Raw genomic sequence first — 24,961 nt, forward strand, 5'->3', positions numbered from 1 at the left:
CTGCTGCTCCGTGAATTAATGGCGGAAGTGGCGCATGTCGGTGAAGATCATGGCGATACCATGTTCGTCCGCGGCGGCAATTACTTCTTCGTCGCGGATAGAACCGCCCGGTTGGATAACGCAGGTGATGCCTACTGCGGCTGCGGCATCAATACCATCGCGGAACGGGAAGAAAGCGTCAGAGGCCATGGCGGAACCTTTCACTTCCAGACCTTCGTCACCGGCTTTAATCCCGGCAATTTTCGCTGAGTAGACGCGGCTCATCTGACCGGCGCCTATACCGATGGTCATATTATCTTTGGCATAAACGATGGCGTTGGATTTGACGAATTTCGCCACTTTCCAGCAGAACAGCGCATCGCGCAGCTCTTGCTCGCTCGGCTGACGTTTGCTAACCACGCGCAGTTCGCCCGCGGTGACCATACCGAGATCGCGGTCCTGAACCAGCAAGCCGCCATTGACACGTTTGAAATCGAGACCCGCGACGCGAGCATCCCACTGGCCGCAGACCAGTACGCGGACGTTCTGCTTAGCGGCGGTGATTTTCAGCGCTTCTTCGCTAGCGGATGGCGCGATGATCACTTCGACGAACTGGCGAGAGATGATCGCCTGCGCGGTTTCAGCATCCAGCTCGCGGTTAAAGGCGATGATGCCGCCGAACGCGGAGGTTGGGTCGGTTTTGTATGCGCGATCGTAGGCGTCGAGGATCGAGTCGCTGACGGCAACGCCGCACGGGTTGGCATGCTTAACGATAACGCAGGCCGGCTCGTTAAACTCTTTCACGCATTCCAGCGCCGCATCGGTATCGGCAATATTGTTATAGGAGAGCGCTTTGCCCTGCAGCTGGGTGGCGGTAGCCACGGAGGCTTCTTTTACATTCTCTTCTATATAGAAGGCAGCCTGCTGGTGGCTGTTTTCGCCGTAGCGCATATCCTGCTTCTTAATGAAGTTCAGATTCAGGGTACGCGGGAAGCGGCCAGCGGCTTCTTTGCTTTCGCCGTGATAGGACGGAACCATGCTACCGAAGTAGTTAGCGATCATGCTGTCGTAAGCGGCGGTGTGTTCGAAGGCTTTAATGGCGAGGTCGAAGCGGGTGTCCAGCGTGAGGGAACCTTCGTTGGCGTCCATCTCATTAATGATGGCGTCGTAGTCGCTGCTCTTAACCACGATGGCGACGTCTTTATGGTTCTTCGCCGCAGAGCGCACCATGGTCGGGCCGCCGATATCGATGTTTTCCACCGCGTCTTCCAGCGAACACTCTTCACGAGCGACGGTCTGGGCAAACGGATAAAGGTTAACGACAACCATATCGATAGGCGCGATACCGTGTTGCTGCATGATACCGTCATCCTGACCGCGACGACCGAGGATGCCGCCGTGTACTTTCGGATGCAGGGTCTTCACGCGTCCATCCATCATTTCCGGGAAACCGGTGTAGTCAGAGACTTCGGTAACCGGCAGGCCTTTATCTGCCAGCAGGCGAGCGGTGCCGCCGGTGGACAGCAGCTCGACACCACGAGCGGAAAGCGCCTGCGCGAATTCGACGATACCGGCCTTGTCAGAAACACTGAGCAGAGCGCGGCGGACTGGACGACGTTGTTGCATGGTATTAAATCCCCAGGATTTGAACATTACAGAGAGCGTTAGGTGAGTTTTTGCCTAAAAACTCACCTAACGCACCCAACCGGGCATCCGTGTCATAGCGCGGCATTGTAACGAAAACGTTTGCGCAACGCTCGCGAATTTTTATCTTTCTCTTTCAGTCGATGAATCTCTCCTTATGTGGCAGTGGATGTAGCGGGGTTTGAGCCCTCTTTGGCCATGCTCCTGTGGATAATTCTGTGTGTAAAAGGGTATAAAGCGGGGTTTTGCTGGGGAATGCAGCAGTCAGTCATTTTTCTGCAATTTTTCTATTGCAGGCGTTCGAGAACTCCCTATAATGCGCCTCCATCGACACGGCGGATGTGAATCACTTCACACAAACAGCCGGTTCGGTTGAAGAGAAAAATTCTGAAATTCAGGGTTGACTCTGAAAGAGGAAAGCGTAATATACGCCACCTCGCGACAGAGCGCTAAAGCGCGTCGCAACTGCTCTTTAACAATTTATCAGACAATCTGTGTGGGCACTCAAAGTGACATGGATTCTTAATGTCTTCGGACAATAAATGAATACCAAGTCTCTGAGTGAACATACGTAATTCATTACGAAGTTTAATTCACGAGCATCAAACTTAAATTGAAGAGTTTGATCATGGCTCAGATTGAACGCTGGCGGCAGGCCTAACACATGCAAGTCGAGCGGTAGCACAGAGAGCTTGCTCTCGGGTGACGAGCGGCGGACGGGTGAGTAATGTCTGGGAAACTGCCTGATGGAGGGGGATAACTACTGGAAACGGTAGCTAATACCGCATAACGTCGCAAGACCAAAGTGGGGGACCTTCGGGCCTCATGCCATCAGATGTGCCCAGATGGGATTAGCTAGTAGGTGGGGTAATGGCTCACCTAGGCGACGATCCCTAGCTGGTCTGAGAGGATGACCAGCCACACTGGAACTGAGACACGGTCCAGACTCCTACGGGAGGCAGCAGTGGGGAATATTGCACAATGGGCGCAAGCCTGATGCAGCCATGCCGCGTGTATGAAGAAGGCCTTCGGGTTGTAAAGTACTTTCAGCGAGGAGGAAGGCGTTAAGGTTAATAACCTTGGCGATTGACGTTACTCGCAGAAGAAGCACCGGCTAACTCCGTGCCAGCAGCCGCGGTAATACGGAGGGTGCAAGCGTTAATCGGAATTACTGGGCGTAAAGCGCACGCAGGCGGTCTGTCAAGTCGGATGTGAAATCCCCGGGCTCAACCTGGGAACTGCATTCGAAACTGGCAGGCTAGAGTCTTGTAGAGGGGGGTAGAATTCCAGGTGTAGCGGTGAAATGCGTAGAGATCTGGAGGAATACCGGTGGCGAAGGCGGCCCCCTGGACAAAGACTGACGCTCAGGTGCGAAAGCGTGGGGAGCAAACAGGATTAGATACCCTGGTAGTCCACGCCGTAAACGATGTCGACTTGGAGGTTGTGCCCTTGAGGCGTGGCTTCCGGAGCTAACGCGTTAAGTCGACCGCCTGGGGAGTACGGCCGCAAGGTTAAAACTCAAATGAATTGACGGGGGCCCGCACAAGCGGTGGAGCATGTGGTTTAATTCGATGCAACGCGAAGAACCTTACCTACTCTTGACATCCAGAGAACTTAGCAGAGATGCTTTGGTGCCTTCGGGAACTCTGAGACAGGTGCTGCATGGCTGTCGTCAGCTCGTGTTGTGAAATGTTGGGTTAAGTCCCGCAACGAGCGCAACCCTTATCCTTTGTTGCCAGCGATTCGGTCGGGAACTCAAAGGAGACTGCCAGTGATAAACTGGAGGAAGGTGGGGATGACGTCAAGTCATCATGGCCCTTACGAGTAGGGCTACACACGTGCTACAATGGCATATACAAAGAGAAGCGACCTCGCGAGAGCAAGCGGACCTCATAAAGTATGTCGTAGTCCGGATTGGAGTCTGCAACTCGACTCCATGAAGTCGGAATCGCTAGTAATCGTAGATCAGAATGCTACGGTGAATACGTTCCCGGGCCTTGTACACACCGCCCGTCACACCATGGGAGTGGGTTGCAAAAGAAGTAGGTAGCTTAACCTTCGGGAGGGCGCTTACCACTTTGTGATTCATGACTGGGGTGAAGTCGTAACAAGGTAACCGTAGGGGAACCTGCGGTTGGATCACCTCCTTACCTTAAAGAACCTGCCTTTGTAGTGCTCACACAGATTGTCTGATGAAAGTAGAGAAGCAAGGCGTCTTGCGATTGAGACTTCAGTGTCCCCTTCGTCTAGAGGCCCAGGACACCGCCCTTTCACGGCGGTAACAGGGGTTCGAATCCCCTAGGGGACGCCACTTGCTGGTTCGTGAGTGAAAGACGCGTGCCGATATATCTCAAAACTCATCTTCGGGTGACGTTTGAGATATTTGCTCTTTAAAAATCTGGATCAAGCTGAAAATTGAAACGACACACAGTTAATGTGTGTTCGAGTCTCTCAAATTTTCGCAATCAGAAGTGAAACATCTTCGGGTTGTGAGGTTAAGCGACTAAGCGTACACGGTGGATGCCCTGGCAGTCAGAGGCGATGAAGGACGTGCTAATCTGCGAAAAGCGTCGGTAAGGTGATATGAACCGTTACAGCCGGCGATGTCCGAATGGGGAAACCCAGTGTGATTCGTCACACTATCGTTAACTGAATACATAGGTTAACGAGGCGAACCGGGGGAACTGAAACATCTAAGTACCCCGAGGAAAAGAAATCAACCGAGATTCCCCCAGTAGCGGCGAGCGAACGGGGAGCAGCCCAGAGTCTGAATCAGCTTGTGTGTTAGTGGAACGGTCTGGAAAGTCCGACGGTACAGGGTGATAGTCCCGTACACCAAAATGCACAGGCTGTGAACTCGAAGAGTAGGGCGGGACACGTGGTATCCTGTCTGAATATGGGGGGACCATCCTCCAAGGCTAAATACTCCTGACTGACCGATAGTGAACCAGTACCGTGAGGGAAAGGCGAAAAGAACCCCGGCGAGGGGAGTGAAAAAGAACCTGAAACCGTGTACGTACAAGCAGTGGGAGCACCTTTATGGTGTGACTGCGTACCTTTTGTATAATGGGTCAGCGACTTATATTCTGTAGCAAGGTTAACCGTATAGGGGAGCCGCAGGGAAACCGAGTCTTAACTGGGCGTTAAGTTGCAGGGTATAGACCCGAAACCCGGTGATCTAGCCATGGGCAGGTTGAAGGTTGGGTAACACTAACTGGAGGACCGAACCGACTAATGTTGAAAAATTAGCGGATGACTTGTGGCTGGGGGTGAAAGGCCAATCAAACCGGGAGATAGCTGGTTCTCCCCGAAAGCTATTTAGGTAGCGCCTCGTGAATTCATCTTCGGGGGTAGAGCACTGTTTCGGCTAGGGGGTCATCCCGACTTACCAACCCGATGCAAACTACGAATACCGAAGAATGTTATCACGGGAGACACACGGCGGGTGCTAACGTCCGTCGTGAAGAGGGAAACAACCCAGACCGCCAGCTAAGGTCCCAAAGTCACAGTTAAGTGGGAAACGATGTGGGAAGGCACAGACAGCCAGGATGTTGGCTTAGAAGCAGCCATCATTTAAAGAAAGCGTAATAGCTCACTGGTCGAGTCGGCCTGCGCGGAAGATGTAACGGGGCTAAACTGTGCACCGAAGCTGCGGCAGCGACACTATGTGTTGTTGGGTAGGGGAGCGTTCTGTAAGCCTGCGAAGGTGGCCTGTGAGGGTTGCTGGAGGTATCAGAAGTGCGAATGCTGACATAAGTAACGATAATGCGGGTGAAAAGCCCGCACGCCGGAAGACCAAGGGTTCCTGTCCAACGTTAATCGGGGCAGGGTGAGTCGACCCCTAAGGCGAGGCCGAAAGGCGTAGTCGATGGGAAACAGGTTAATATTCCTGTACTTGGTGTTACTGCGAAGGGGGGACGGAGAAGGCTATGTTAGCCGGGCGACGGTTGTCCCGGTTTAAGCATGTAGGCGGAGGTTCCAGGTAAATCCGGTACCTTTTAACGCTGAGGTGTGATGACGAGGCACTACGGTGCTGAAGTAACAAATGCCCTGCTTCCAGGAAAAGCCTCTAAGCATCAGGTAACATTGAATCGTACCCCAAACCGACACAGGTGGTCAGGTAGAGAATACCAAGGCGCTTGAGAGAACTCGGGTGAAGGAACTAGGCAAAATGGTGCCGTAACTTCGGGAGAAGGCACGCTGATATGTAGGTGAAGTCCCTGCGGATGGAGCTGAAATCAGTCGAAGATACCAGCTGGCTGCAACTGTTTATTAAAAACACAGCACTGTGCAAACACGAAAGTGGACGTATACGGTGTGACGCCTGCCCGGTGCCGGAAGGTTAATTGATGGGGTTATCCGTAAGGAGAAGCTCTTGATCGAAGCCCCGGTAAACGGCGGCCGTAACTATAACGGTCCTAAGGTAGCGAAATTCCTTGTCGGGTAAGTTCCGACCTGCACGAATGGCGTAATGATGGCCAGGCTGTCTCCACCCGAGACTCAGTGAAATTGAACTCGCTGTGAAGATGCAGTGTACCCGCGGCAAGACGGAAAGACCCCGTGAACCTTTACTATAGCTTGACACTGAACATTGAGCCTTGATGTGTAGGATAGGTGGGAGGCTTTGAAGCGTGGACGCCAGTCTGCGTGGAGCCAACCTTGAAATACCACCCTTTAATGTTTGATGTTCTAACGTTGGCCCCTAATCGGGGTTGCGGACAGTGTCTGGTGGGTAGTTTGACTGGGGCGGTCTCCTCCCAAAGAGTAACGGAGGAGCACGAAGGTTAGCTAATCCTGGTCGGACATCAGGAGGTTAGTGCAATGGCATAAGCTAGCTTGACTGCGAGCGTGACGGCGCGAGCAGGTGCGAAAGCAGGTCATAGTGATCCGGTGGTTCTGAATGGAAGGGCCATCGCTCAACGGATAAAAGGTACTCCGGGGATAACAGGCTGATACCGCCCAAGAGTTCATATCGACGGCGGTGTTTGGCACCTCGATGTCGGCTCATCACATCCTGGGGCTGAAGTAGGTCCCAAGGGTATGGCTGTTCGCCATTTAAAGTGGTACGCGAGCTGGGTTTAGAACGTCGTGAGACAGTTCGGTCCCTATCTGCCGTGGGCGCTGGAGAATTGAGGGGGGCTGCTCCTAGTACGAGAGGACCGGAGTGGACGCATCACTGGTGTTCGGGTTGTCATGCCAATGGCATTGCCCGGTAGCTAAATGCGGAAGAGATAAGTGCTGAAAGCATCTAAGCACGAAACTTGCCCCGAGATGAGTTCTCCCTGAGACTTTAAGTCTCCTGAAGGAACGTTAAAGACGATGACGTTGATAGGTCGGGTGTGTAAGCGTAGCGATACGTTGAGCTAACCGATACTAATGAACCGTGAGGCTTAACCTTACAACGCCGAAGGTGTTTTGGCGATTTGAGATGATTTTCAGCCTGATACAGATTACTCGATGCGTCCTGAGGACGTGTTGAAAACAGAATTTGCCTGGCGGCGATAGCGCGGTGGTCCCACCTGACCCCATGCCGAACTCAGAAGTGAAACGCCGTAGCGCCGATGGTAGTGTGGGGTCTCCCCATGTGAGAGTAGGGAACTGCCAGGCATCAAATAAAACGAAAGGCTCAGTCGAAAGACTGGGCCTTTTGTTTTTGTGTTTTGCGGTCAGACGCACCGCCATCTCCCCCGGTGGCGCTGCGCTTACCGGGGCTACAAAAACCGTAGCCCGGAAAAGGTGCGCAGCACCGCCTCCGGGGAAAGCCGCTGTCATAGCAACGTAAACGAAAGGCTCAGTCGGAAGACCGGGCCTTTTGTTTTGGTGTTTTGCGGCCAGACGCGCCGCCATCTCCCCCGGTGGCGCTGCGCTTACCAGGGCTACAGACCCCGTAGCCCGGAAAAGGTGCGCAGCACCGCCTCCGGGGAAATCCCACGCCCTATTCCGAAACTTGATACGGAGCGTCTAAAGTCTCCTGTCAGCTGTTATTATCCTCTCAGGATCTTGCTGAAACAGGAAAGGACGCGTGACCATCTTATATATCTCGTTGTATAAAAACCGAATGACCGTACGCAACCTCGATGATAGCCGCGAATACAGTGGCAGCGGGGCATTTAGCAATCAACGTCTCCTCGTGGCACAGTTTTTTGCCGCGCATGACGTCTTATATCCCCTGATCCAACAACAAAAAGGCGAAAACTGGCTGGCGCGTTTGCTGAAAAGAAAGCGCTTTCGCATTCTGGTCGATGCCATGGAGTTAAATGAAGGAGGGTTATCACAAGTCGAAGAGCGCGCAATAATGGAAATGGTTGCCAGCGCCGTATCAATGCGTTACCGCCAGCTTGAAGTTCGCTGCAGCAGCCATGTACGCAACGATGTTGAAGTTCGTGCGTTGCTGGCTAATTCCACGTCCTGACGGCTGTTGTCGATATTGAAACTTTCTCACCTTCCGCTTGCAGACTCGACATTTTGTTTATTCCTGGTTATTGTCAGCTATCTGGATGTCTAAACGTTTATACGTATGTAATGAGGTGATACAGCTATGCCAATTCGGGTGCAGGACGAGCTACCGGCCGTCAATTTCTTGCGCGATGAAAACGTCTTCGTGATGACCACATCGCGTGCTACAACTCAGGAAATCCGCCCGCTGAAGGTGTTAATTCTCAATCTGATGCCCAAGAAGATCGAGACGGAGAATCAGTTCCTGCGGCTGCTGTCGAACTCGCCGCTGCAGGTTGATATCCAGCTGCTACGCATCGATGCGCGTGAGTCGCGTAATACGCCGACGGAGCACCTGAATAACTTTTACTGCAATTTCGAAGATATTCGCGAGCAGAACTTCGATGGTCTGATTGTTACCGGTGCGCCGTTGGGGCTGGTCGAGTTTAATGATGTTGCCTACTGGCCGCAGATTAAACAGGTACTGGAGTGGGCTAAGGATCATGTCACGTCAACGCTATTTGTCTGTTGGGCGGTACAGGCGGCACTGAATATTCTGTATGGCATCCCTAAGCAAACTCGTACCGAAAAGATCTCTGGCGTTTATGAACACCATATTTTGCACCCGCATGCGCTGCTGACTCGCGGGTTTGATGACACCTTCCTTGCGCCTCATTCGCGCTATGCCGACTTCCCGGCCGGGCTGATTCGTGACTACACCGACCTCGATATTCTTGCTGAAACCGAAGATGGCGATGCCTATCTGTTCGCCAGCAAAGACAAGCGTATCGCTTTTGTTACCGGTCACCCTGAATACGATCCGCATACTCTGGCAAGTGAATACTTCCGCGATCTGGAGGCAGGTTTAGCGCCACAGCTTCCGGACAACTACTTCCCGAATAACGATCCAAACAATAAACCGCGGGCGACCTGGCGCAGTCATGGCAATCTCCTGTTTGCCAACTGGCTTAACTATTACGTCTACCAAATCACGCCATACGATCTGCGACATATGAATCCCACGCTGGATTAATCTACCAGCGCGTACGATCCTAAAGCGTTTCAGCATCTCGCCTCAGGCACCTTCGGGTGCCTTTTTTATTTCCGAAAATCACTTCCCCTTCTATTTAAACTTTAATTTCTTTGTTATCAAGATGTTGTATAAATTTTAAATTGAAAATGGAAATTGTTTTTGATTTTGGAAAATTCTTGAGTAGTCTTAATTGTGCTGAGCGAAAAGCAGACAACGATCTTTCGTTCGCGCTACCAGGATCAAACAAGAGGAGCTGCACAATGACGCACCAGGCGACAATGACCGATGAACTGGCCTTCAGCCAGCCTTATGGCGAGCAGGAGAAGCAAATTCTGACTGCGGAAGCGGTGGAGTTCCTGACGGAACTGGTGAGCCGCTTTATGCCTGAGCGTAATCAACTGTTGGCGGTACGCGTCCAGCAACAGCAGGCCATTGATGAGGGTAATCTTCCTGATTTTATTTCGGAAACGGATTCCATTCGTAATGGTGACTGGAAGATTCGAGGTATTCCGGCCGATTTACAAGACCGCCGCGTAGAAATCACCGGTCCGGTTGAACGCAAGATGGTAATTAACGCCCTGAATGCTAACGTCAAAGTCTTTATGGCTGATTTCGAAGACTCGCTGGCGCCGGATTGGCACAAAGTCATTGATGGCCAAATCAACCTGCGCGATGCGGTCAACGGCACCATCAGCTACACCAACGAAGCGGGGAAAATTTATCAGTTGCAGCCCGATCCGGCGGTTCTGGTCTGCCGCGTTCGCGGCCTGCATCTGCCGGAAAAACACGTTACCTGGCGTGGTGAGGCGATTCCCGGCAGTCTGTTCGATTTTGCGCTCTATTTCTTCCACAACTACCAGGCTCTGCTGGCGAAAGGGAGCGGCCCCTATTTCTATCTGCCGAAAACCCAGTCCTGGCAAGAGGCGGCATGGTGGAGCAAAGTCTTCAGTTTCACCGAAGATCGTTTTGAACTGCCGCGCGGCACCATTAAGGCTACTTTGCTGATTGAAACGCTGCCGGCAGTGTTCCAGATGGATGAAATCCTGCATGCGCTGCGCGACCATATTGTTGGCCTGAACTGCGGGCGCTGGGACTATATCTTCAGCTATATCAAGACGCTGAAAAATCACCCCGATCGTGTCCTGCCGGATCGCCAGGTGGTGACGATGGATAAACCTTTCCTGAGCGCCTATTCACGCCTGCTGATTAAGACTTGCCATAAGCGCGGCGCCTTCGCGATGGGCGGTATGGCGGCGTTTATCCCGAGCAAAGACGCCGAGCGCAATCGTCAGGTGCTGAATAAAGTCACCGCCGATAAAGAGCTGGAGGCTAACAATGGCCACGATGGCACCTGGATTGCGCATCCGGGACTGGCGGATACGGCAATGGATGTCTTTAACCGCGTACTGGGTGAACATCCTAACCAGCTGTTTGTTACCCGCAATGACGACGCGCCGATTACCGCCGAGCAGTTGCTGGCTCCCTGCGAGGGTGAGCGTACTGAAGCCGGCATGCGCGCCAATATCCGCGTGGCGGTGCAATACATCGAGGCCTGGATCTCCGGCAACGGCTGCGTACCGATTTACGGCCTGATGGAAGATGCGGCGACGGCTGAGATTTCGCGTACCTCTATCTGGCAGTGGATCCATCATCAGAAAACCCTGAACGACGGCACACCGGTTACCAAGGCGCTGTTCCGCCAGTGGCTGGCTGAAGAGCTGATGGTGATTCAGGAAGAGTTGGGGGAACACCGCTTCAGCCACGGTCGCTTTGACGATGCGGCGCGGCTGATGGAGCAAATCACCACTTCCGACGAACTGATCGACTTCTTGACGTTGCCAGGTTACCGCCTGCTGGCGTAATTCACCCCATCACAATATGGAGCATCTGCACATGAAAACCCGTACCCAACAAATCGAAGAATTAAACAAAGAGTGGACGAACCCGCGCTGGGAAGGCATTACCCGCCCATACAGCGCGGAAGAGGTGGTGAAGTTACGCGGCTCGGTGAACCCGGAATGCACGCTGGCGCAGCTTGGCGCGGCGAAAATGTGGCGTCTGCTGCATGGTGAAGCGAAAAAGGGTTATATCAACAGCCTTGGCGCGTTAACCGGCGGCCAGGCGCTGCAGCAGGCGAAGGCGGGCATTGAAGCCATCTACTTGTCTGGCTGGCAGGTCGCCGCCGACGCCAACCTGGCCTCCAGTATGTACCCGGATCAATCGTTGTACCCGGCTAACTCGGTGCCATCGGTGGTTGATCGGATCAATAACACCTTCCGTCGCGCCGATCAGATCCAGTGGGCGGCGGGGATTGAGCCGAACGATCCGCGTTTTATCGACTATTTCCTGCCGATCGTCGCCGATGCGGAAGCCGGTTTTGGCGGCGTGCTGAACGCCTTTGAGCTGATGAAATCGATGATTGCGGCCGGTGCAGCGGCCGTGCATTTCGAAGATCAGCTGGCGTCGGTGAAGAAGTGCGGACATATGGGTGGCAAGGTGCTGGTGCCGACGCAAGAGGCGATTCAGAAGCTGGTCGCCGCGCGCCTGGCGGCGGATGTGATGGGGGTGCCGACGCTGCTTATCGCCCGTACCGACGCTGATGCCGCTGACCTGATTACCTCGGATTGCGATCCTTACGATCGGGAATTTATCTCCGGCGATCGCACCAGCGAAGGTTTTTATCGCACCCATGCCGGTATCGAACAGGCAATCAGCCGCGGCCTGGCCTACGCCCCTTACGCTGACCTGGTATGGTGTGAAACCTCTAAACCGGACATTGAACAGGCACGCCGTTTCGCCGAAGCGATCCACGCCCGCTTCCCGGGCAAGCTGCTGGCCTATAACTGCTCGCCGTCCTTTAACTGGAAGAAAAATCTCGACGATAAAACCATCGCCAGCTTCCAGCAGCAGCTGTCGGACATGGGCTATAAATTCCAGTTCATTACCCTGGCGGGTATTCACAGCATGTGGTTCAACATGTTCGACCTGGCCCACGCCTACGCGCAGGGCGAAGGGATGCGTCACTACGTCGAAAAAGTTCAGCAGCCGGAGTTTGCCGCCGGGCCGGAAGGCTACACCTTCGTGTCGCATCAGCAGGAGGTGGGTACCGGGTACTTCGATAAAGTGACCACCATTATCCAGGGGGGGACCTCGTCGGTAACGGCACTGACCGGCTCGACCGAAGAATCGCAGTTTTAAGCAATGCCCGGTGGCGCAGTGCTTACCGGGCCTACAAAGGTGTAGGCCGGATAAGCGAACGCGCCATCCGGCATGATGTTGTGCCGGATGGGGGAAAGCGATGACGCGTGGCCTGGAACTACTGATTGCCCAAACCATTTTACAGGGATTCGACGCCCAGTACGGGCGTTTTCTGGAAGTCACTTCCGGCGCACAGCAGCGCTTCGAACAAGCGGACTGGCACGCCGTGCAGCAGGCGATGAAGCAGCGTATCCACCTCTACGATCACCACGTGGGTCTGGTGGTAGAACAGCTGCGCTGTATTACCGAAGGGAAAAGTACCGACGTCGATTTTCTTCTGCGGGTGAAACAGCAGTACACCCAACTTTTGCCGGATTACCCTCGCTTTGAAATTGCGGAGAGCTTTTTCAACTCGGTCTACTGCCGACTGTTTGACCACCGCTCGCTGACCCCCGAGCGGCTCTTTATTTTCAGCTCCCAGCCGGAACGGCGTTTTCGCACGATTTCGCGACCGCTGGCGAAGGACTTTTATCCCGAACGCGGCTGGGAATACCTGATGCATAACCTGCTTGCCGATTTGCCGCTGCGCCTGCCGTGGCAAAACAAAGGGCGTGATATCGGTTATATCGTCAGTCATTTACGCGAAGCGCTTGGCGGCGAGTTGCTGTCGCAGTCGCATCTGCAGGTGGCGAATGAGCTGTTTTACCGTAATAAAGCCGCCTGGCTGGTGGGTAAACTGATTACGCCGATGGCGACGCTGCCGTTCCTGCTGCCGATACATCGTAGCGATGACGGTCAGCTGTTTGTGGATACCTGCCTGACGACCCACGCCGAGGCGAGTATCGTCTTTGGTTTCGCCCGCTCCTATTTCATGGTCTACGCGCCGCTGCCCGCGGCGCTGGTTGAATGGCTGCGCGAGATTCTGCCGGGAAAAACTACCGCCGAGCTATATATGGCGATTGGCTGTCAGAAGCATGCTAAAACGGAAAGTTATCGCGAGTACCTGCACTATGTTACCCGCAGCGATGAGCAGTTTATTGAAGCGCCAGGCATCCGTGGGATGGTGATGTTGGTCTTTACCCTGCCGGGATTCGACCGGGTATTTAAGGTGATTAAAGACCGCTTTGCGCCGCAAAAAGAGATGACTGCCGCCCACGTCCGCGCCTGCTATCAGTTGGTCAAAGAACACGACCGCGTCGGACGGATGGCGGATACTCAGGAATTTGAAAACTTTGTGCTCGATAAGCGGCAAATTGCGCCCGAGCTGATGACGCTGTTGCAGGCGGAAGCGGGAAATAAGTTGACCGACCTCGGCGATCGCATTGCCATCAGCCATCTTTATATTGAACGACGGATGGTGCCGCTCAATATCTGGCTGGAGCAGGTGGAAGGCCAGGCGCTGCGCGACGCGGTAGAAGAGTATGGTAATGCCATTCGCCAACTGGCGGCCGCCAATATCTTCCCCGGCGACATGCTGTTCAAAAACTTCGGCGTCACGCGCCACGGGCGGGTAGTATTCTACGATTACGATGAAATTTGCTACATGACCGAGGTGAATTTCCGCGATATTCCGCCGCCGCGCTATCCGGAAGATGAGCTGGCCAGTGAACCCTGGTATAGCGTGTCCCCTGGCGATGTCTTCCCGGAAGAGTTCCGTCACTGGTTGTGCGCCGATCCGCGGATCGGACCATTACTGGAGGAAATGCACGCCGATTTGCTGCGTGCCGATTACTGGCGCGAATTACAGACGCGAATTAAAAACGGACACGTGGAAGATGTTTATGCTTACCGGCGTAGGCAGCGTTTTAGCGTGCGCTATGGCGCCGACAGTAGGCCGGATAAGGCGTTTACGCCGCCATCCGGCAAGGTGCGCCGATCTGCCTGATGGCGCTACGCTTATCAGGCCTACTAAAAATGCCCCTTTGGGGCATTTTTATTATTTAACCCCGCCGTATGCCAGCGTGACTTCTTTTGCAGCCTTAATAACCAGCGCGCCAAGCTCGGTCACCCGGTCATCGGTCATGCGCGAAATCGGCCCGGAGATGGAGATAGCGGCGAACGGCTCGCGGTGTTCGTCGTAAATGCAGGAGGCGATACAGCGCAGCCCCAGCGCATGTTCTTCATCATCAAATGAATAGCCGCGTTTACGCGTTTGGGCCAAATCCTCTTTCAAATGTACCGGAGAAACCAGGGTGGCGTGGGTGTAAGCGTGCAGCCCTTTCCGATGTAGCAGCGTGGTGACCTCTTCTTCGCTCAACTGCGACAGAAACGCTTTTCCGGCGCCTGACGCGTGCATCGGCAATTTGCCGCCAATCGGCGCCGACATGCGCATCAGCTGCGTACATTGCACCTGGTCAATGATAATCGCCTGATGATCGCTTTTATCCAGCACCGCCAGGTTGACCGTTTCGCCGGAATCTTCCATCAGCTGGCGCAGAATAGGATGGACGATGGCCAGCAGATTGCGGCTTTGCAGGAAGCTGCTGCCGACGACAAACGCATGCGCGCCAATCGCCCAGTGCCCCAGATCGCCGACCTGGCGGACAAAACCGAGCTGCTGCATGGTGGTGAGCAGACGATGGGTCGTGGAGTTAGGCAGTCCCGCCTGCTGCGCCAGTTCGGTGAGCGCGACGCTGCTATGCGATTCAGAAATCCATTCAAGCAGTTTTAAGCCGCGGGTAAGCGACTGCACTTGCCCGCCAGCTTGCGCGGCAGGGGCGGCAGCGGCGGGTTTTCTGCCGCGTTTGGCGGGAACCGGGGTAGCCATGATGAACTCCTTTTTTCTGTATCGTGGAAATGATTTTCGTTTTATTTGGCGATAATGCAATCACAACCAGACTGATCGGAGGAGTGAAGTTGAACTTGTCTCATGTTGCTGCAGGTTTCCTTTTCCGGCAGGTTGGTTTATGCCAGTATGGTTTGTTGGCTTTTTGGTCTGAGTTGAGCGCTGTCGGGAGTCTGTGTGAGTAACAAAGTAGAACAATTACATCAGCAGTTAAGAGAACGCATTCTGGTTCTGGACGGGGGCATGGGCACCATGATCCAGGGCTATCGTCTGAGTGAGCAGGATTTCCGCGGCGAACGCTTTGCCGATTGGCCGTGCGACCTGAAAGGCAATAACGACCTGCTGGTCCTCAGCAAGCCTGAGGTTATTCGCGAGATCCACGACGCCTATTTCGCCGCCGGCGCGGACATTATCGAGACCAATACCTTCAACTCGACAACCATCGCGATGGCGGATTACCAAATGGAATCCCTGTCGGCGGAAATCAACTTTGCCGCCGCAAAGCTGGCCCGCGCCAGCGCCGACGCGTGGACCGCGCGTACGCCGAAAAAACCGCGCTATGTGGCGGGGGTGCTCGGGCCGACCAACCGCACCGCTTCTATTTCTCCGGACGTCAACGATCCGGCATTTCGGAATATCACGTTCGATCAGCTGGTGGCCGCCTATCGTGAATCCACCAAAGCGCTGGTGGAAGGCGGCTCGGATCTCATTCTTATTGAAACGGTCTTTGACACCCTGAACGCCAAAGCGGCGATTTTCGCGGTCAAAGAAGAATTTGAGGCGCTCGGCGTCGAGTTGCCGATTATGATTTCCGGCACTATCACCGATGCCTCCGGACGTACACTGTCCGGGCAGACGACCGAAGCGTTCTATAATTCGCTGCGCCACGCCGATGCCCTGACCTTCGGCCTGAACTGCGCGCTGGGGCCGGATGAGCTGCGCCAGTACGTGCAGGAGCTTTCGCGGATCGCCGAATGCTACGTTACCGCGCACCCGAATGCCGGACTGCCGAACGCCTTCGGCGAATACGATTTGGATGCCGACACTATGGCGGCGCAAATTCGCGAATGGGCGCAGGCTGGTTTCCTTAATATCGTCGGCGGCTGCTGCGGCACCACCCCGGAACATATCGCCGCCATGAGCCGGGCGGTAGAAGGCTTACCGCCGCGCCAGCTGCCGGAACTGCCGGTCGCCTGCCGTCTGTCTGGCCTGGAGCCGCTGAACATCGGCGACGATAGCCTGTTCGTCAACGTGGGTGAGCGGACCAACGTCACCGGCTCCGCTAAATTTAAGCGCTTAATCAAAGAAGAGAAATACAGCGAAGCGCTGGACGTGGCGCGCCAGCAGGTGGAAAGCGGCGCGCAGATTATCGATATCAATATGGATGAGGGGATGCTCGATGCCGAAGCGGCGATGGTGCGTTTCCTCAACCTGATAGCGGGTGAACCGGATATTGCCCGTGTGCCGATTATGATCGACTCCTCCAAGTGGGAAGTCATCGAAAAAGGACTCAAGTGCATTCAGGGCAAGGGCATCGTTAACTCGATCTCGATGAAAGAGGGCGTCGAACCCTTTATTCATCATGCTAAGCTGGTTCGCCGCTACGGCGCGGCAATGGTGGTCATGGCCTTTGATGAAGTAGGCCAGGCCGATACCCGCGAGCGCAAAATCGAAATTTGCCGTCGCGCCTACAAAATCCTCACCGAAGAGGTCGGCTTCCCGCCGGAAGATATTATCTTCGACCCCAACATTTTTGCCGTCGCCACCGGTATTGAAGAGCACAACAACTACGCTCAGGACTTTATCGGCGCCTGTGAAGACATAAAACGCGAGCTGCCGCATGCGCTGATTTCCGGCGGCGTCTCCAACGTGTCGTTCTCGTTCCGCGGTAACGATCCGGTACGTGAAGCGATCCACGCCGTATTCCTCTATTACGCTATCCGCAACGGTATGGATATGGGCATCGTCAATGCCGGCCAGCTGGCGATATACGATGATCTGCCTGGCGAGCTGCGCGACGCGGTTGAAGATGTGATCCTTAACCGCCGCGATGACAGTACCGAAAGATTGCTTGAGCTGGCGGAAAAATATCGCGGCAGCAAAGCGGACGATAGCGCGAACGCTCAGCAGGCGGAATGGCGCAGCTGGGAGGTGAAAAAGCGTCTTGAATACTCGCTGGTCAAAGGGATTACCGAATTTATCGAGCAGGATACGGAAGAGGCGCGCCAGCAGGCCGAACGGCCGATTGAGGTGATTGAAGGGCCGCTGATGGACGGCATGAACGTGGTCGGCGATCTGTTCGGCGAAGGGAAAATGTTCTTGCCGCAGGTGGTAAAATCCGCGCGGGTGATGAAACAGGCGGTGGCCTACCTCGAACCTTACATCGAAGCCAGCAAAGAACAGGGCTCCAGCAACGGTAAGATGGTGATCGCCACTGTGAAGGGCGATGTACACGATATTGGTAAAAACATCGTCGGCGTAGTGCTGCAGTGCAACAACTACGAAATTATCGATCTCGGCGTGATGGTGCCGGCAGAGAAAATCCTGCGTACCGCGCGCGAGGAAAACGCCGATCTGATTGGTCTCTCCGGGCTTATCACGCCGTCGCTGGACGAAATGGTCAACGTGGCGAAAGAGATGGAGCGTCAGGGCTTTACCATTCCGCTGCTGATTGGCGGAGCGACGACCTCGAAAGCCCATACCGCGGTGAAAATCGAACAGAACTACAGTGGCCCGACGGTCTACGTGCAGAACGCCTCGCGTACCGTAGGCGTGGTTTCAGCCCTGCTGTCGGCAACCCAGCGCGATGATTTTGTCGCCCGTACCCGTAAAGAGTATGAAACCGTGCGGATCCAGCACGGGCGTAAAAAGCCGCGCACGCCGCCTGTGACTCTGCAGGCGGCGCGGGAAAACGATCTGGCGTTTGACTGGGAGAGCTACACGCCGCCGGTAGCCCATCGCCTGGGCGTGCAGGAGGTGGAAGCCAGCATCGAAACGCTGCGTAACTACATCGACTGGACGCCGTTCTTTATGACCTGGTCGCTGGCGGGCAAATATCCGCGTATCCTGGAAGATGAAGTGGTGGGTGAAGAGGCGCAACGCCTGTTTAAAGACGCCAACGATTTGCTGGATAAACTCAGCGCCGAAAAAACGCTCAACCCGCGCGGCGTGGTCGGGCTGTTCCCGGCCAACCGCGTTGGCGACGACGTGGAAATCTATCGTGATGAAACCCGCACCCACGTGCTGACGGTCAGCCATCACCTGCGCCAGCAAACGGAAAAAGTCGGCTTCGCGAACTACTGCCTCTCTGATTTTGTTGCGCCGAAGCTGAGCGGTAAAGCGGACTATATCGGGGCTTTCGCGGTGACCGGCGGGCTGGAAGAAGACGCGCTGGCGGAAGCCTATGAAGCGCAGCACGACGACTATAACAAGATCATGGTTAAGGCCATCGCCGACCGTCTGGCGGAAGCCTTCGCCGAGTATCTGCATGAGAAAGTGCGTAAGGTTTACTGGGGCTATGCGGCCAATGAGAACCTCAGCAATGAAGAGCTGATCCGCGAAAATTACCAGGGGATCCGCCCGGCGCCCGGTTATCCGGCCTGCCCGGAACACACCGAGAAAGCGACCATCTGGGAACTGTTGGATGTGGAAGCGCATACCGGCATGAAGCTCACCGAGTCCTTCGCCATGTGGCCTGGCGCATCGGTTTCCGGCTGGTACTTCAGCCATCCTGATAGTAAGTACTTCGCCGTGGCGCAGATCCAGCGCGACCAGGTGGAAGATTACGGCCTGCGTAAAGGGATGACGGCGGCCGAAGTTGAGCGTTGGCTCGCCCCTAACCTCGGCTATGATGCTGACTAACGAAATATGTTTCGTTACAACAAACAGGGCGCTCTTTGAGCGCCTTGTCTCTTTATTGAAGTTAACCCCTTATACTGAAGGGAGGTTTAAACCTCAGGAACACTTATAACGATAAGGAGAAGCTGATTCTGTGTTAACGCTGTTACACCTACTTTCCGCCGTAGCCCTACTGGTGTGGGGTACCCATATTGTGCGCACCGGCGTGATGCGCGTCTTTGGCGCGCGCCTGCGTACCGTGCTCAGCAGTAGCGTGGAGAAAAAACCGCTCGCCTTCTGCGCGGGGATTGGCGTCACCGCGCTGGTGCAGAGCAGTAACGCCACCACCATGCTGGTGACGTCGTTTGTGGCCCAGGATCTGGTCGCGCTGGCGCCAGCGCTGGTCATGGTGCTGGGTGCGGATGTGGGGACGGCGCTGATGGCGAGGGTACTGACCTTCGACCTCTCCTGGCTATCGCCGCTGCTGATATTTATCGGCGTTATTTTCTTCCTCGGGCGTAAACAGACCCGCGCGGGCCAGCTTGGACGGGTGGGGATCGGCCTCGGGCTGATCCTGCTGGCGCTGGAGCTCATCGTCCAGGCGGTGCATCCGATTACCCAGGCCAACGGCGTTCAGGTGATTTTCGCCTCGCTGACCGGCGATATCATGCTGGATGCGCTGATTGGCGCCGTGTTCGCCATTATCAGTTACTCCAGCCTGGCGGCCGTGCTGCTGACCGCAACGTTAACCGGCACCGGGGTGATCTCTTTCCCGGTGGCGCTATGTCTGGTCATCGGCGCTAACCTTGGCTCAGGTCTGCTGGCGATGCTTAACAACAGCGGCGCCAACGCGGCGGCGCGGCGGGTGGCGCTTGGCAGCCTGCTGTTCAAGCTGGTGGGGAGCTTGATAATTTTGCCATTTGTGCACGTACTGGCGGATGTCATGCACAAATTGCCGCTGGAAGAGTCGGAGCTGGTCATCTACTTCCACGTCTTCTACAACCTGATTCGCTGTGTGGCGATGGTGCCGTTCGCCGGGCCGATGGCGAATCTGTGTAAACGCCTGATCCGCGATGAGCCGGAGCTGGATAACCATCTCAAGCCGAAGCATCTGGATCCCTCGGCTTTGGATACGCCGGCATTGGCGTTGGCCAATGCCGCGCGTGAAACCCTACGTATCGGCGACGCCATGGAGCAGATGCTGGAAAGCCTGCGCAAGGTGATGCACGGCGAGCCGCGCGAAGAGAAAGAGCTGCGGCGGATGGCGGACGATATCAACGTGCTGTATACGGCGATTAAGCTTTATCTGGCGCGGATGCCGAAGGACGAGCTGGCGGAAGAGGAGTCGCGCCGTTGGGCGGAAATTATCGAGATGTCGCTCAACCTGGAGCAGGCGTCTGACATCGTCGAGCGAATGGGCAGCGAAATCGCCGATAAATCTCTGGCGGCGCGGCGCGCATTTTCCGTTGAGGGGCTAAAAGAGCTGGATGCGTTATACGAGCTACTGCTCAGTAACCTGCAGCTGGCGATGTCGGTCTTCTTTTCCGGCGACGTGCCGAGCGCCCGTCGGTTGCGCCGCAGTAAGCACCGTTTCCGTATTCTCAACCGCCGTTACTCGCACGCGCATGTTGACCGCCTGCATCAGCAAAACGTGCAGAGTATTGAAACCAGTACGTTGCATCTGGCGCTGCTGGGCGATATGAAGCGTCTGAACTCGCTGTTCTGCGCTGTTGCCTATAGCGTGATGGAGCAGCCGGATGAAGACGACGAGCGGGATGATTATTAGCGGGATTTACGCAGGGTAGCCCGGATAAGGCGCAACACGCCGCTATCCGGGTAATGTTCGCCAAACCAGCCTAGAAACGGTGGCCCGCGGCCAGGGTTACCGCTTCTTCTCCCGCTTTGAACAACAGCGTCGGGTTTGGGCCGCCGAGCGTGGCGTGTCCGTCGCTGACCTGAATCCAGTTCCCCTCTGGCAGGCCAATCACCGTTAATTCCGGCGCCACGACCAGCAATTCGCGAATACGTTGCTCGCGGGTCTCACCCTGATGCCCGGTCGGCAGCGCGTTGGTGAAGTGCGGGTTAATCTGCAGCGGGAACAGCCCTAACGCGTCAAACCCCTGAGGATCGACAATCGGCATATCGTTGGTGGTGCGAATGGTCGGGCAGGCGAGGTTAGATCCCGCGCTCCAGCCGATATACAACGCCCCGCGCTTGACGACATCGACAATCGGCGCCAGCAACCCGCGGCTGCGGCACTCTTTCAGAAGCTGGAAGGTGTTCCCGCCGCCGACGATGACCATCTCGGTGTTTTCAATGGCGGCGATAGGATCGGCGACACTGTGAATACCGGTCACGCTGACGCCCATAGGCGCCATGACGGCGGCGGCTTTGGCGGTGTAATCATCCCAGCTTTGCGTCACCCCGGCGAAGGGAATAAATACCGCCGAACGGCGGCCTTTGACCTGGCCGGCAATCAGCGGCAGCGCATGTTCCATCCAGGCTTTGCCCGGTAGCGTTGAATTACTCAGTAACAGCAGTTCCATCTTTTCATCCTGTGTAAACATGTCATTTAACGCCGATTCTATCATTGGCCCGGCGTCGGGGCGCTGATATGGCTCACGGTGCAGATAAGCTGAATGCTATCATCGGGGCCGAAAGCGCAGATGCTAGCCACCCCGGAGACGACCTATGAACAATGAAATACCGCTGAAATATTATGACATCGTGGATGAGTACTCGACGGAGTGCGCAGAAGCGGTAAAAGATTCCGAGCGTGATTGTCTGGCGCATTACTTCCAGCTGCTGATTACGCGCTTAATGAATAACGAGGAGATCAGCGAGGAAGCGCAGCAGGAGATGGCCCGTGAAGCAGGCATTGCCGAACAGCGTATCGACGATATCGCCAATTTCCTCAATCAATGGGGTAATGAATAACGCTATCCCTGTTTTTTATCGCCAGTAAGGTGAGGTATATTTCGCTGTCAAAGGAGAAACTATGCTGACCGACTCATCTACTCGATTAAATAAATACATCAGCGAAAGCGGGATTTGCTCGCGTCGCGAAGCGGACCGCTTTATTGAACAAGGCAACGTCTTTATCAACGGTAAGCGCGCCGCCATTGGCGATCAGGTGAAGCCGGGCGATGTGGTGAAAGTCAACGGTCAGCTGATTGAGCCGCGAGAAGCCGATGATTTGGTGCTGATTGCGCTGAATAAGCCAGTAGGTATTGTCAGCACTACCGAAGATGGCGAGCGCGATAATATTGTCGACTTCGTGAACCACAGTAAACGTGTGTTCCCGATTGGCCGTCTCGATAAAGACTCCCAGGGGTTAATTTTCCTGACCAACCATGGCGATCTGGTCAACAAAATCCTGCGCGCCGGCAACGACCACGAAAAAGAGTATCTGGTCACCGTCGATAAGCCGGTTACCGATGAGTTTATTCGTGGCATGGGCGCGGGGGTGCCGATTCTTGGTACCGTGACCAAGAAATGTAAGGTCAAGAAAGAAGCGCCGTTCGTGTTCCGCATTACGCTGGTTCAGGGGTTAAACCGTCAGATCCGCCGCATGTGTGAGCATTTCGGCTATGAAGTCACGAAGCTGGAGCGGACGCGCATTATGAACGTTAGCCTGACGGGCATTCCCCTGGGTGAGTGGCGCGATTTAACCGATGATGAGCTGATCGACCTGTTCAAGCTGATTGAAAATTCCTCTTCCGAAGCGAAGCCAAAAGCTAAACCGAAGGCCAAAGCGGCGACCGCCGGGATCAAGCGCCCGGTGGTGAAGATGGAAAAAACCAACGATAAAGGAGGCCGTCCGGCCTCGAACGGTAAACGTTTCGCTCAGCCGGGACGTAAAAAGAAAGGCCGCTAACGCCTGCCGCGGGTCGGCGTATTCGCCGACCACGAAAATGTCGCCTCTTTGTCTACTTTGTAAGCCTGCTGTTTTTTCGCCTGGCGGGCTTTCTTCGCTTCCGCTTCGCGCAGCGCCATCAGCTTATCGATATATTCCTTTTTTACGCTGTTCGTTTCCGCATTGCTCAGCGGGCGGCCGTGCGCGATACGCGCGCGGTCCAACAGCGTTTTCAATTCGCGCTGTTCGCGCTCGGTCATCTCTTTTTGTGTAATGCGGGGGAGTGCCATGGTGGTGCCCTCAATCAGACCAGAGAACCCAGTGTACGGCAATCAGCGCAAAATAGAACTAATCTGGAAAATGCCTCGCAGAATATTTGCTGCGTGGGTGACTGATGATGTTGTCTGGATTAGCGTAGCGGCATGGTTTATGTGGTCATCCGCAAACTTATTTTTGCGCGATTTGTGTATAAAATTTTATACAAGGATGTGGTATGTTGAATCAAGGGCAAAGTTTACGACGTATTGTCTGGATGGGGTCTTCCTTTGATGATTTGCGCCAATTTCCTGAGGAGGTCCGCCGTGATGCCGGTTTCCAGCTTTACCGTTTACAGGCGGGGTTAGAAGCTGCTGATTGGAAAGCAATGCCTCAGTTGGGTCGAGGCGTGGAGGAAATACGGTTACGTCATTATTCCGGCGCTTATCGGGTGATTTACCTTGCTCGTTTTGAGGCAGAGGTTTATGTCCTGCACTGTTTTAACAAAAAAACTCGACGTACCGCCGAACATGAAAAACAAATTGTCAGAAGCCGTTTGCAGCTTATACCGCAGGAACACAGGAGTCGTAAATGAATCGTAAGAAAGTAGATGGCATCCGTCACGTGACGGCAGCAGAGACGAATATTTTCCGTGAACTCGGCTTTGATGACTGTGAAGCGGAGCGGTTAAGGGCGCAAGCGGAACAAGAAGTTGAACAGCTAATGATACTAAAGCGGCAACTCATGCAGGAAATTGCTGAGTGGATAGATGAAAATCAACTGAAGCAAGCGGATGCTGCAGCGAAGTTGAATATTTCACGACCACGTATTTCAGATGTGGTAAACCAGAAAACCAGTAAGTTTACCCTTGATGCGTTGGTCATGATGTTAATGAAGTTAGGCAAGCCGGTGAGTTTACAGGTGGGATAAACGAAACGTCCGGGCATTTGCCCGGACGTATACCGATTAGCGCTGGTTGCCTTTTTTGGTCGTCGGCTTACCGGACCAGTAACCCGCCAGCAGCGAGCCGGAAAGGTTATGCCATACCGAGAACAGCGCGCCGGGCAGGGCGGCCAGTGGGCCGAAGTAGATTTTCCCGAGGGCCGCGGCGAGGCCGGAGTTTTGCATACCCACTTCGATCGCCAGGGTGCGGCAGGTGGATTCATCAAAACCGAACAGGCGCCCGCCCCAGTACCCGCCGAGCAGGCCAATAGCGTTATGCAGGATCACCGCCACGATAACCACCAGGCCTACCGAAGCGATATGCGATGCGGAACCGGCGACCACGGCGCTGATAATCGCCAGGATGCACAGCATGGAGAAGGCGGGAAGGAAGGGTTCCACCGCCTTTACCACTTTTGGCAACAGGTGATGGACAATCAGACCGAGGCCGATTGGGATCACCACGATTTGCAGGATGCTTAGCAACATGCCCATCACATCGACCTGAATGTGCGCATCAACGTACAGGCGCGTCAGCAACGGCGTGGCAACCACGCCAACCAGCGTAGAAACGGAAGAGATGGTTACCGACAGCGCGACATCGCCTTTCGCCAGGTAGATCATGACGTTGGATGCCGTGCCGCTGGCGACGCTGCCGACCAGCACCATCCCGGCGGAGAGTTCTGGCGGCATGTGGAACAGCAGCGCCAGTACCCAGGCGGCGAGCGGCATCACCAGGTAATGCAGAAAAATTCCCGCAGCGACCGGCGCCGGACGTGATAGCACGCGCTTAAAATCGTCCAGCTTCAAATGGACGCCCATGCCGAACATAATCAGCATCAGCAGCGTGGTGACCCACGGGCCGATAGGGGTAAAAGTGGTTGGCGTGTAATAAGCCATGACGGAGAGCAGCAGCGCCCATAAGGGGAACAGCCGCGTAAGCGTGGCGAGCATAGTGTATTCCTTGCGACAGTGTTTGTTGTGTTGATGTTGTTAT

Annotated in this window: 16 protein-coding genes, 1 tRNA gene and 3 rRNA genes; 15 read left to right on the forward strand and 5 right to left on the reverse strand. The window is 54.9% G+C overall.

The window, feature by feature from the left end:
• Window positions 1-15: 15 nt before the first annotated feature.
• Window positions 16-1,605 (reverse strand): bifunctional phosphoribosylaminoimidazolecarboxamide formyltransferase/IMP cyclohydrolase, encoded by a 1,590-nt coding sequence (purH, locus tag EAE_RS08425; RefSeq protein WP_015704020.1) that lies wholly within the window; start codon window positions 1,603-1,605, stop codon window positions 16-18.
• A 628-nt stretch (window positions 1,606-2,233) separates the two neighbouring features.
• On the opposite strand from purH, the gene EAE_RS08430 reads away from it, so the two are divergent.
• The 9 genes from EAE_RS08430 to aceK all read left to right on the forward strand — a co-directional run bounded on the left by EAE_RS08430 (window position 2,234) and on the right by aceK (window position 14,174).
• Window positions 2,234-3,773 (forward strand): 16S ribosomal RNA (locus EAE_RS08430).
• Window positions 3,774-3,858: 85 nt separating this feature from the next.
• Window positions 3,859-3,934, forward strand: a tRNA-Glu gene (locus tag EAE_RS08435).
• 182 nt (window positions 3,935-4,116) lie between these two features.
• Window positions 4,117-7,021, forward strand: a 23S ribosomal RNA gene (locus tag EAE_RS08440).
• A gap of 93 nt (window positions 7,022-7,114) precedes the next feature.
• Window positions 7,115-7,230, forward strand: a 5S ribosomal RNA gene (gene rrf / locus EAE_RS08445).
• Together the 16S, 23S and 5S rRNA genes with 1 tRNA gene alongside form the textbook arrangement of a ribosomal RNA operon.
• A 415-nt stretch (window positions 7,231-7,645) precedes the next feature.
• The gene (locus EAE_RS08450) at window positions 7,646-8,035 is read left to right on the forward strand and encodes a YjaA family stress response protein (protein ID WP_015368803.1); all 390 of its coding nucleotides are present in this window, start codon (window positions 7,646-7,648) and stop codon (window positions 8,033-8,035) included.
• A 126-nt stretch (window positions 8,036-8,161) separates the two neighbouring features.
• Window positions 8,162-9,091 carry a homoserine O-acetyltransferase MetA gene (metA, locus tag EAE_RS08455; protein ID WP_015368802.1) on the forward strand — a complete coding sequence of 310 codons (930 nt, stop codon included), beginning with the start codon at window positions 8,162-8,164 and terminating at the stop codon, window positions 9,089-9,091.
• Window positions 9,092-9,351: 260 nt separating this feature from the next.
• Window positions 9,352-10,953, forward strand: coding sequence for a malate synthase A (gene aceB, locus EAE_RS08460; protein ID WP_015704021.1), 1,602 nt, complete (start codon window positions 9,352-9,354; stop codon window positions 10,951-10,953).
• 31 nt (window positions 10,954-10,984) lie between these two features.
• On the forward strand, window positions 10,985-12,289 hold the full coding sequence (gene aceA, locus EAE_RS08465) for an isocitrate lyase (protein ID WP_015368800.1): 1,305 nt from the start codon (window positions 10,985-10,987) through the stop codon (window positions 12,287-12,289).
• Between the two features lie 100 nt (window positions 12,290-12,389).
• Window positions 12,390-14,174 (forward strand): bifunctional isocitrate dehydrogenase kinase/phosphatase, encoded by a 1,785-nt coding sequence (gene aceK, locus EAE_RS08470; protein WP_015704022.1) that lies wholly within the window; start codon window positions 12,390-12,392, stop codon window positions 14,172-14,174.
• A 51-nt stretch (window positions 14,175-14,225) separates the two neighbouring features.
• On the opposite strand, the gene iclR is transcribed toward aceK, so the two are convergent.
• Entirely contained in the window at window positions 14,226-15,056 is an 831-nt protein-coding gene (gene iclR, locus EAE_RS08475; RefSeq protein ID WP_015368798.1) for a glyoxylate bypass operon transcriptional repressor IclR, read from the reverse strand.
• A 195-nt stretch (window positions 15,057-15,251) separates the two neighbouring features.
• Here iclR and metH point away from each other — a divergent pair, with 195 nt between their 5' ends.
• Together metH and EAE_RS08485 are read left to right on the forward strand one after the other, a co-directional pair.
• Window positions 15,252-18,935 carry a methionine synthase gene (gene metH, locus EAE_RS08480; RefSeq protein ID WP_015704023.1) on the forward strand — a complete coding sequence of 1,228 codons (3,684 nt, stop codon included), beginning with the start codon at window positions 15,252-15,254 and terminating at the stop codon, window positions 18,933-18,935.
• A gap of 130 nt (window positions 18,936-19,065) precedes the next feature.
• On the forward strand, window positions 19,066-20,697 hold the full coding sequence (locus EAE_RS08485) for a Na/Pi cotransporter family protein (protein WP_015368796.1): 1,632 nt from the start codon (window positions 19,066-19,068) through the stop codon (window positions 20,695-20,697).
• A 70-nt stretch (window positions 20,698-20,767) separates the two neighbouring features.
• On the opposite strand, the gene pepE is transcribed toward EAE_RS08485, so the two are convergent.
• The gene (pepE, locus tag EAE_RS08490) at window positions 20,768-21,457 is read right to left on the reverse strand and encodes a dipeptidase PepE (protein ID WP_015368795.1); all 690 of its coding nucleotides are present in this window, start codon (window positions 21,455-21,457) and stop codon (window positions 20,768-20,770) included.
• Window positions 21,458-21,602: 145 nt separating this feature from the next.
• Here pepE and EAE_RS08495 point away from each other — a divergent pair, with 145 nt between their 5' ends.
• Both EAE_RS08495 and rluF read left to right on the forward strand, forming a co-directional pair.
• Complete coding sequence (locus EAE_RS08495) at window positions 21,603-21,848, forward strand: YmjA family protein (protein ID WP_015368794.1); 246 nt, start codon at window positions 21,603-21,605, stop codon at window positions 21,846-21,848.
• A gap of 61 nt (window positions 21,849-21,909) precedes the next feature.
• On the forward strand, window positions 21,910-22,788 hold the full coding sequence (rluF, locus tag EAE_RS08500; RefSeq protein WP_015368793.1) for a 23S rRNA pseudouridine(2604) synthase RluF: 879 nt from the start codon (window positions 21,910-21,912) through the stop codon (window positions 22,786-22,788).
• Here rluF and EAE_RS08505 read toward each other — a convergent pair.
• Complete coding sequence (locus tag EAE_RS08505) at window positions 22,785-23,057, reverse strand: YjbD family protein (protein WP_020079883.1); 273 nt, start codon at window positions 23,055-23,057, stop codon at window positions 22,785-22,787. The genes rluF and EAE_RS08505 overlap by 4 nt on opposite strands.
• 203 nt (window positions 23,058-23,260) lie before the next feature.
• Here EAE_RS08505 and EAE_RS08510 point away from each other — a divergent pair, with 203 nt between their 5' ends.
• Window positions 23,261-23,617, forward strand: a complete 357-nt coding sequence (locus tag EAE_RS08510) for a type II toxin-antitoxin system RelE/ParE family toxin (protein ID WP_015368791.1) — start codon at window positions 23,261-23,263, stop codon at window positions 23,615-23,617.
• Window positions 23,614-23,952 carry a helix-turn-helix domain-containing protein gene (locus EAE_RS08515; RefSeq protein WP_015704026.1) on the forward strand — a complete coding sequence of 113 codons (339 nt, stop codon included), beginning with the start codon at window positions 23,614-23,616 and terminating at the stop codon, window positions 23,950-23,952. Before EAE_RS08510 ends, EAE_RS08515 begins: the two co-directional genes overlap by 4 nt.
• Window positions 23,953-23,988: 36 nt before the next feature.
• Here the strand turns inward: EAE_RS08515 and panS are convergent, their stop codons facing one another.
• The gene (gene panS, locus EAE_RS08520; protein WP_015704027.1) at window positions 23,989-24,918 is read right to left on the reverse strand and encodes a ketopantoate/pantoate/pantothenate transporter PanS; all 930 of its coding nucleotides are present in this window, start codon (window positions 24,916-24,918) and stop codon (window positions 23,989-23,991) included.
• Between the last annotated feature and the right edge of the window lie 43 nt (window positions 24,919-24,961).

Source organism: Klebsiella aerogenes KCTC 2190 (genome assembly GCF_000215745.1).
In the GTDB taxonomy this organism is placed as follows: Bacteria; Pseudomonadota; Gammaproteobacteria; order Enterobacterales; family Enterobacteriaceae; genus Klebsiella; species Klebsiella aerogenes.

Bases quoted from the DNA above. Each gene is read 5' to 3' on its own strand.
- purH (WP_015704020.1), bottom strand. From the start codon at position 1,605: ATGCAACAACGTCGTCCAGTCCGCCGCGCTCTGCTCAGTGTTTCTGAC.
- metA (WP_015368802.1), top strand. From the start codon at position 8,162: ATGCCAATTCGGGTGCAGGACGAGCTACCGGCCGTCAATTTCTTGCGC.
- aceB (WP_015704021.1), top strand. From the start codon at position 9,352: ATGACGCACCAGGCGACAATGACCGATGAACTGGCCTTCAGCCAGCCT.
- aceA (WP_015368800.1), top strand. From the start codon at position 10,985: ATGAAAACCCGTACCCAACAAATCGAAGAATTAAACAAAGAGTGGACG.
- aceK (WP_015704022.1), top strand. From the start codon at position 12,390: ATGACGCGTGGCCTGGAACTACTGATTGCCCAAACCATTTTACAGGGA.
- iclR (WP_015368798.1), bottom strand. From the start codon at position 15,056: ATGGCTACCCCGGTTCCCGCCAAACGCGGCAGAAAACCCGCCGCTGCC.
- pepE (WP_015368795.1), bottom strand. From the start codon at position 21,457: ATGGAACTGCTGTTACTGAGTAATTCAACGCTACCGGGCAAAGCCTGG.
- EAE_RS08495 (WP_015368794.1), top strand. From the start codon at position 21,603: ATGAACAATGAAATACCGCTGAAATATTATGACATCGTGGATGAGTAC.
- rluF (WP_015368793.1), top strand. From the start codon at position 21,910: ATGCTGACCGACTCATCTACTCGATTAAATAAATACATCAGCGAAAGC.
- EAE_RS08505 (WP_020079883.1), bottom strand. From the start codon at position 23,057: ATGGCACTCCCCCGCATTACACAAAAAGAGATGACCGAGCGCGAACAG.
- EAE_RS08510 (WP_015368791.1), top strand. From the start codon at position 23,261: ATGTTGAATCAAGGGCAAAGTTTACGACGTATTGTCTGGATGGGGTCT.
- EAE_RS08515 (WP_015704026.1), top strand. From the start codon at position 23,614: ATGAATCGTAAGAAAGTAGATGGCATCCGTCACGTGACGGCAGCAGAG.
- panS (WP_015704027.1), bottom strand. From the start codon at position 24,918: ATGCTCGCCACGCTTACGCGGCTGTTCCCCTTATGGGCGCTGCTGCTC.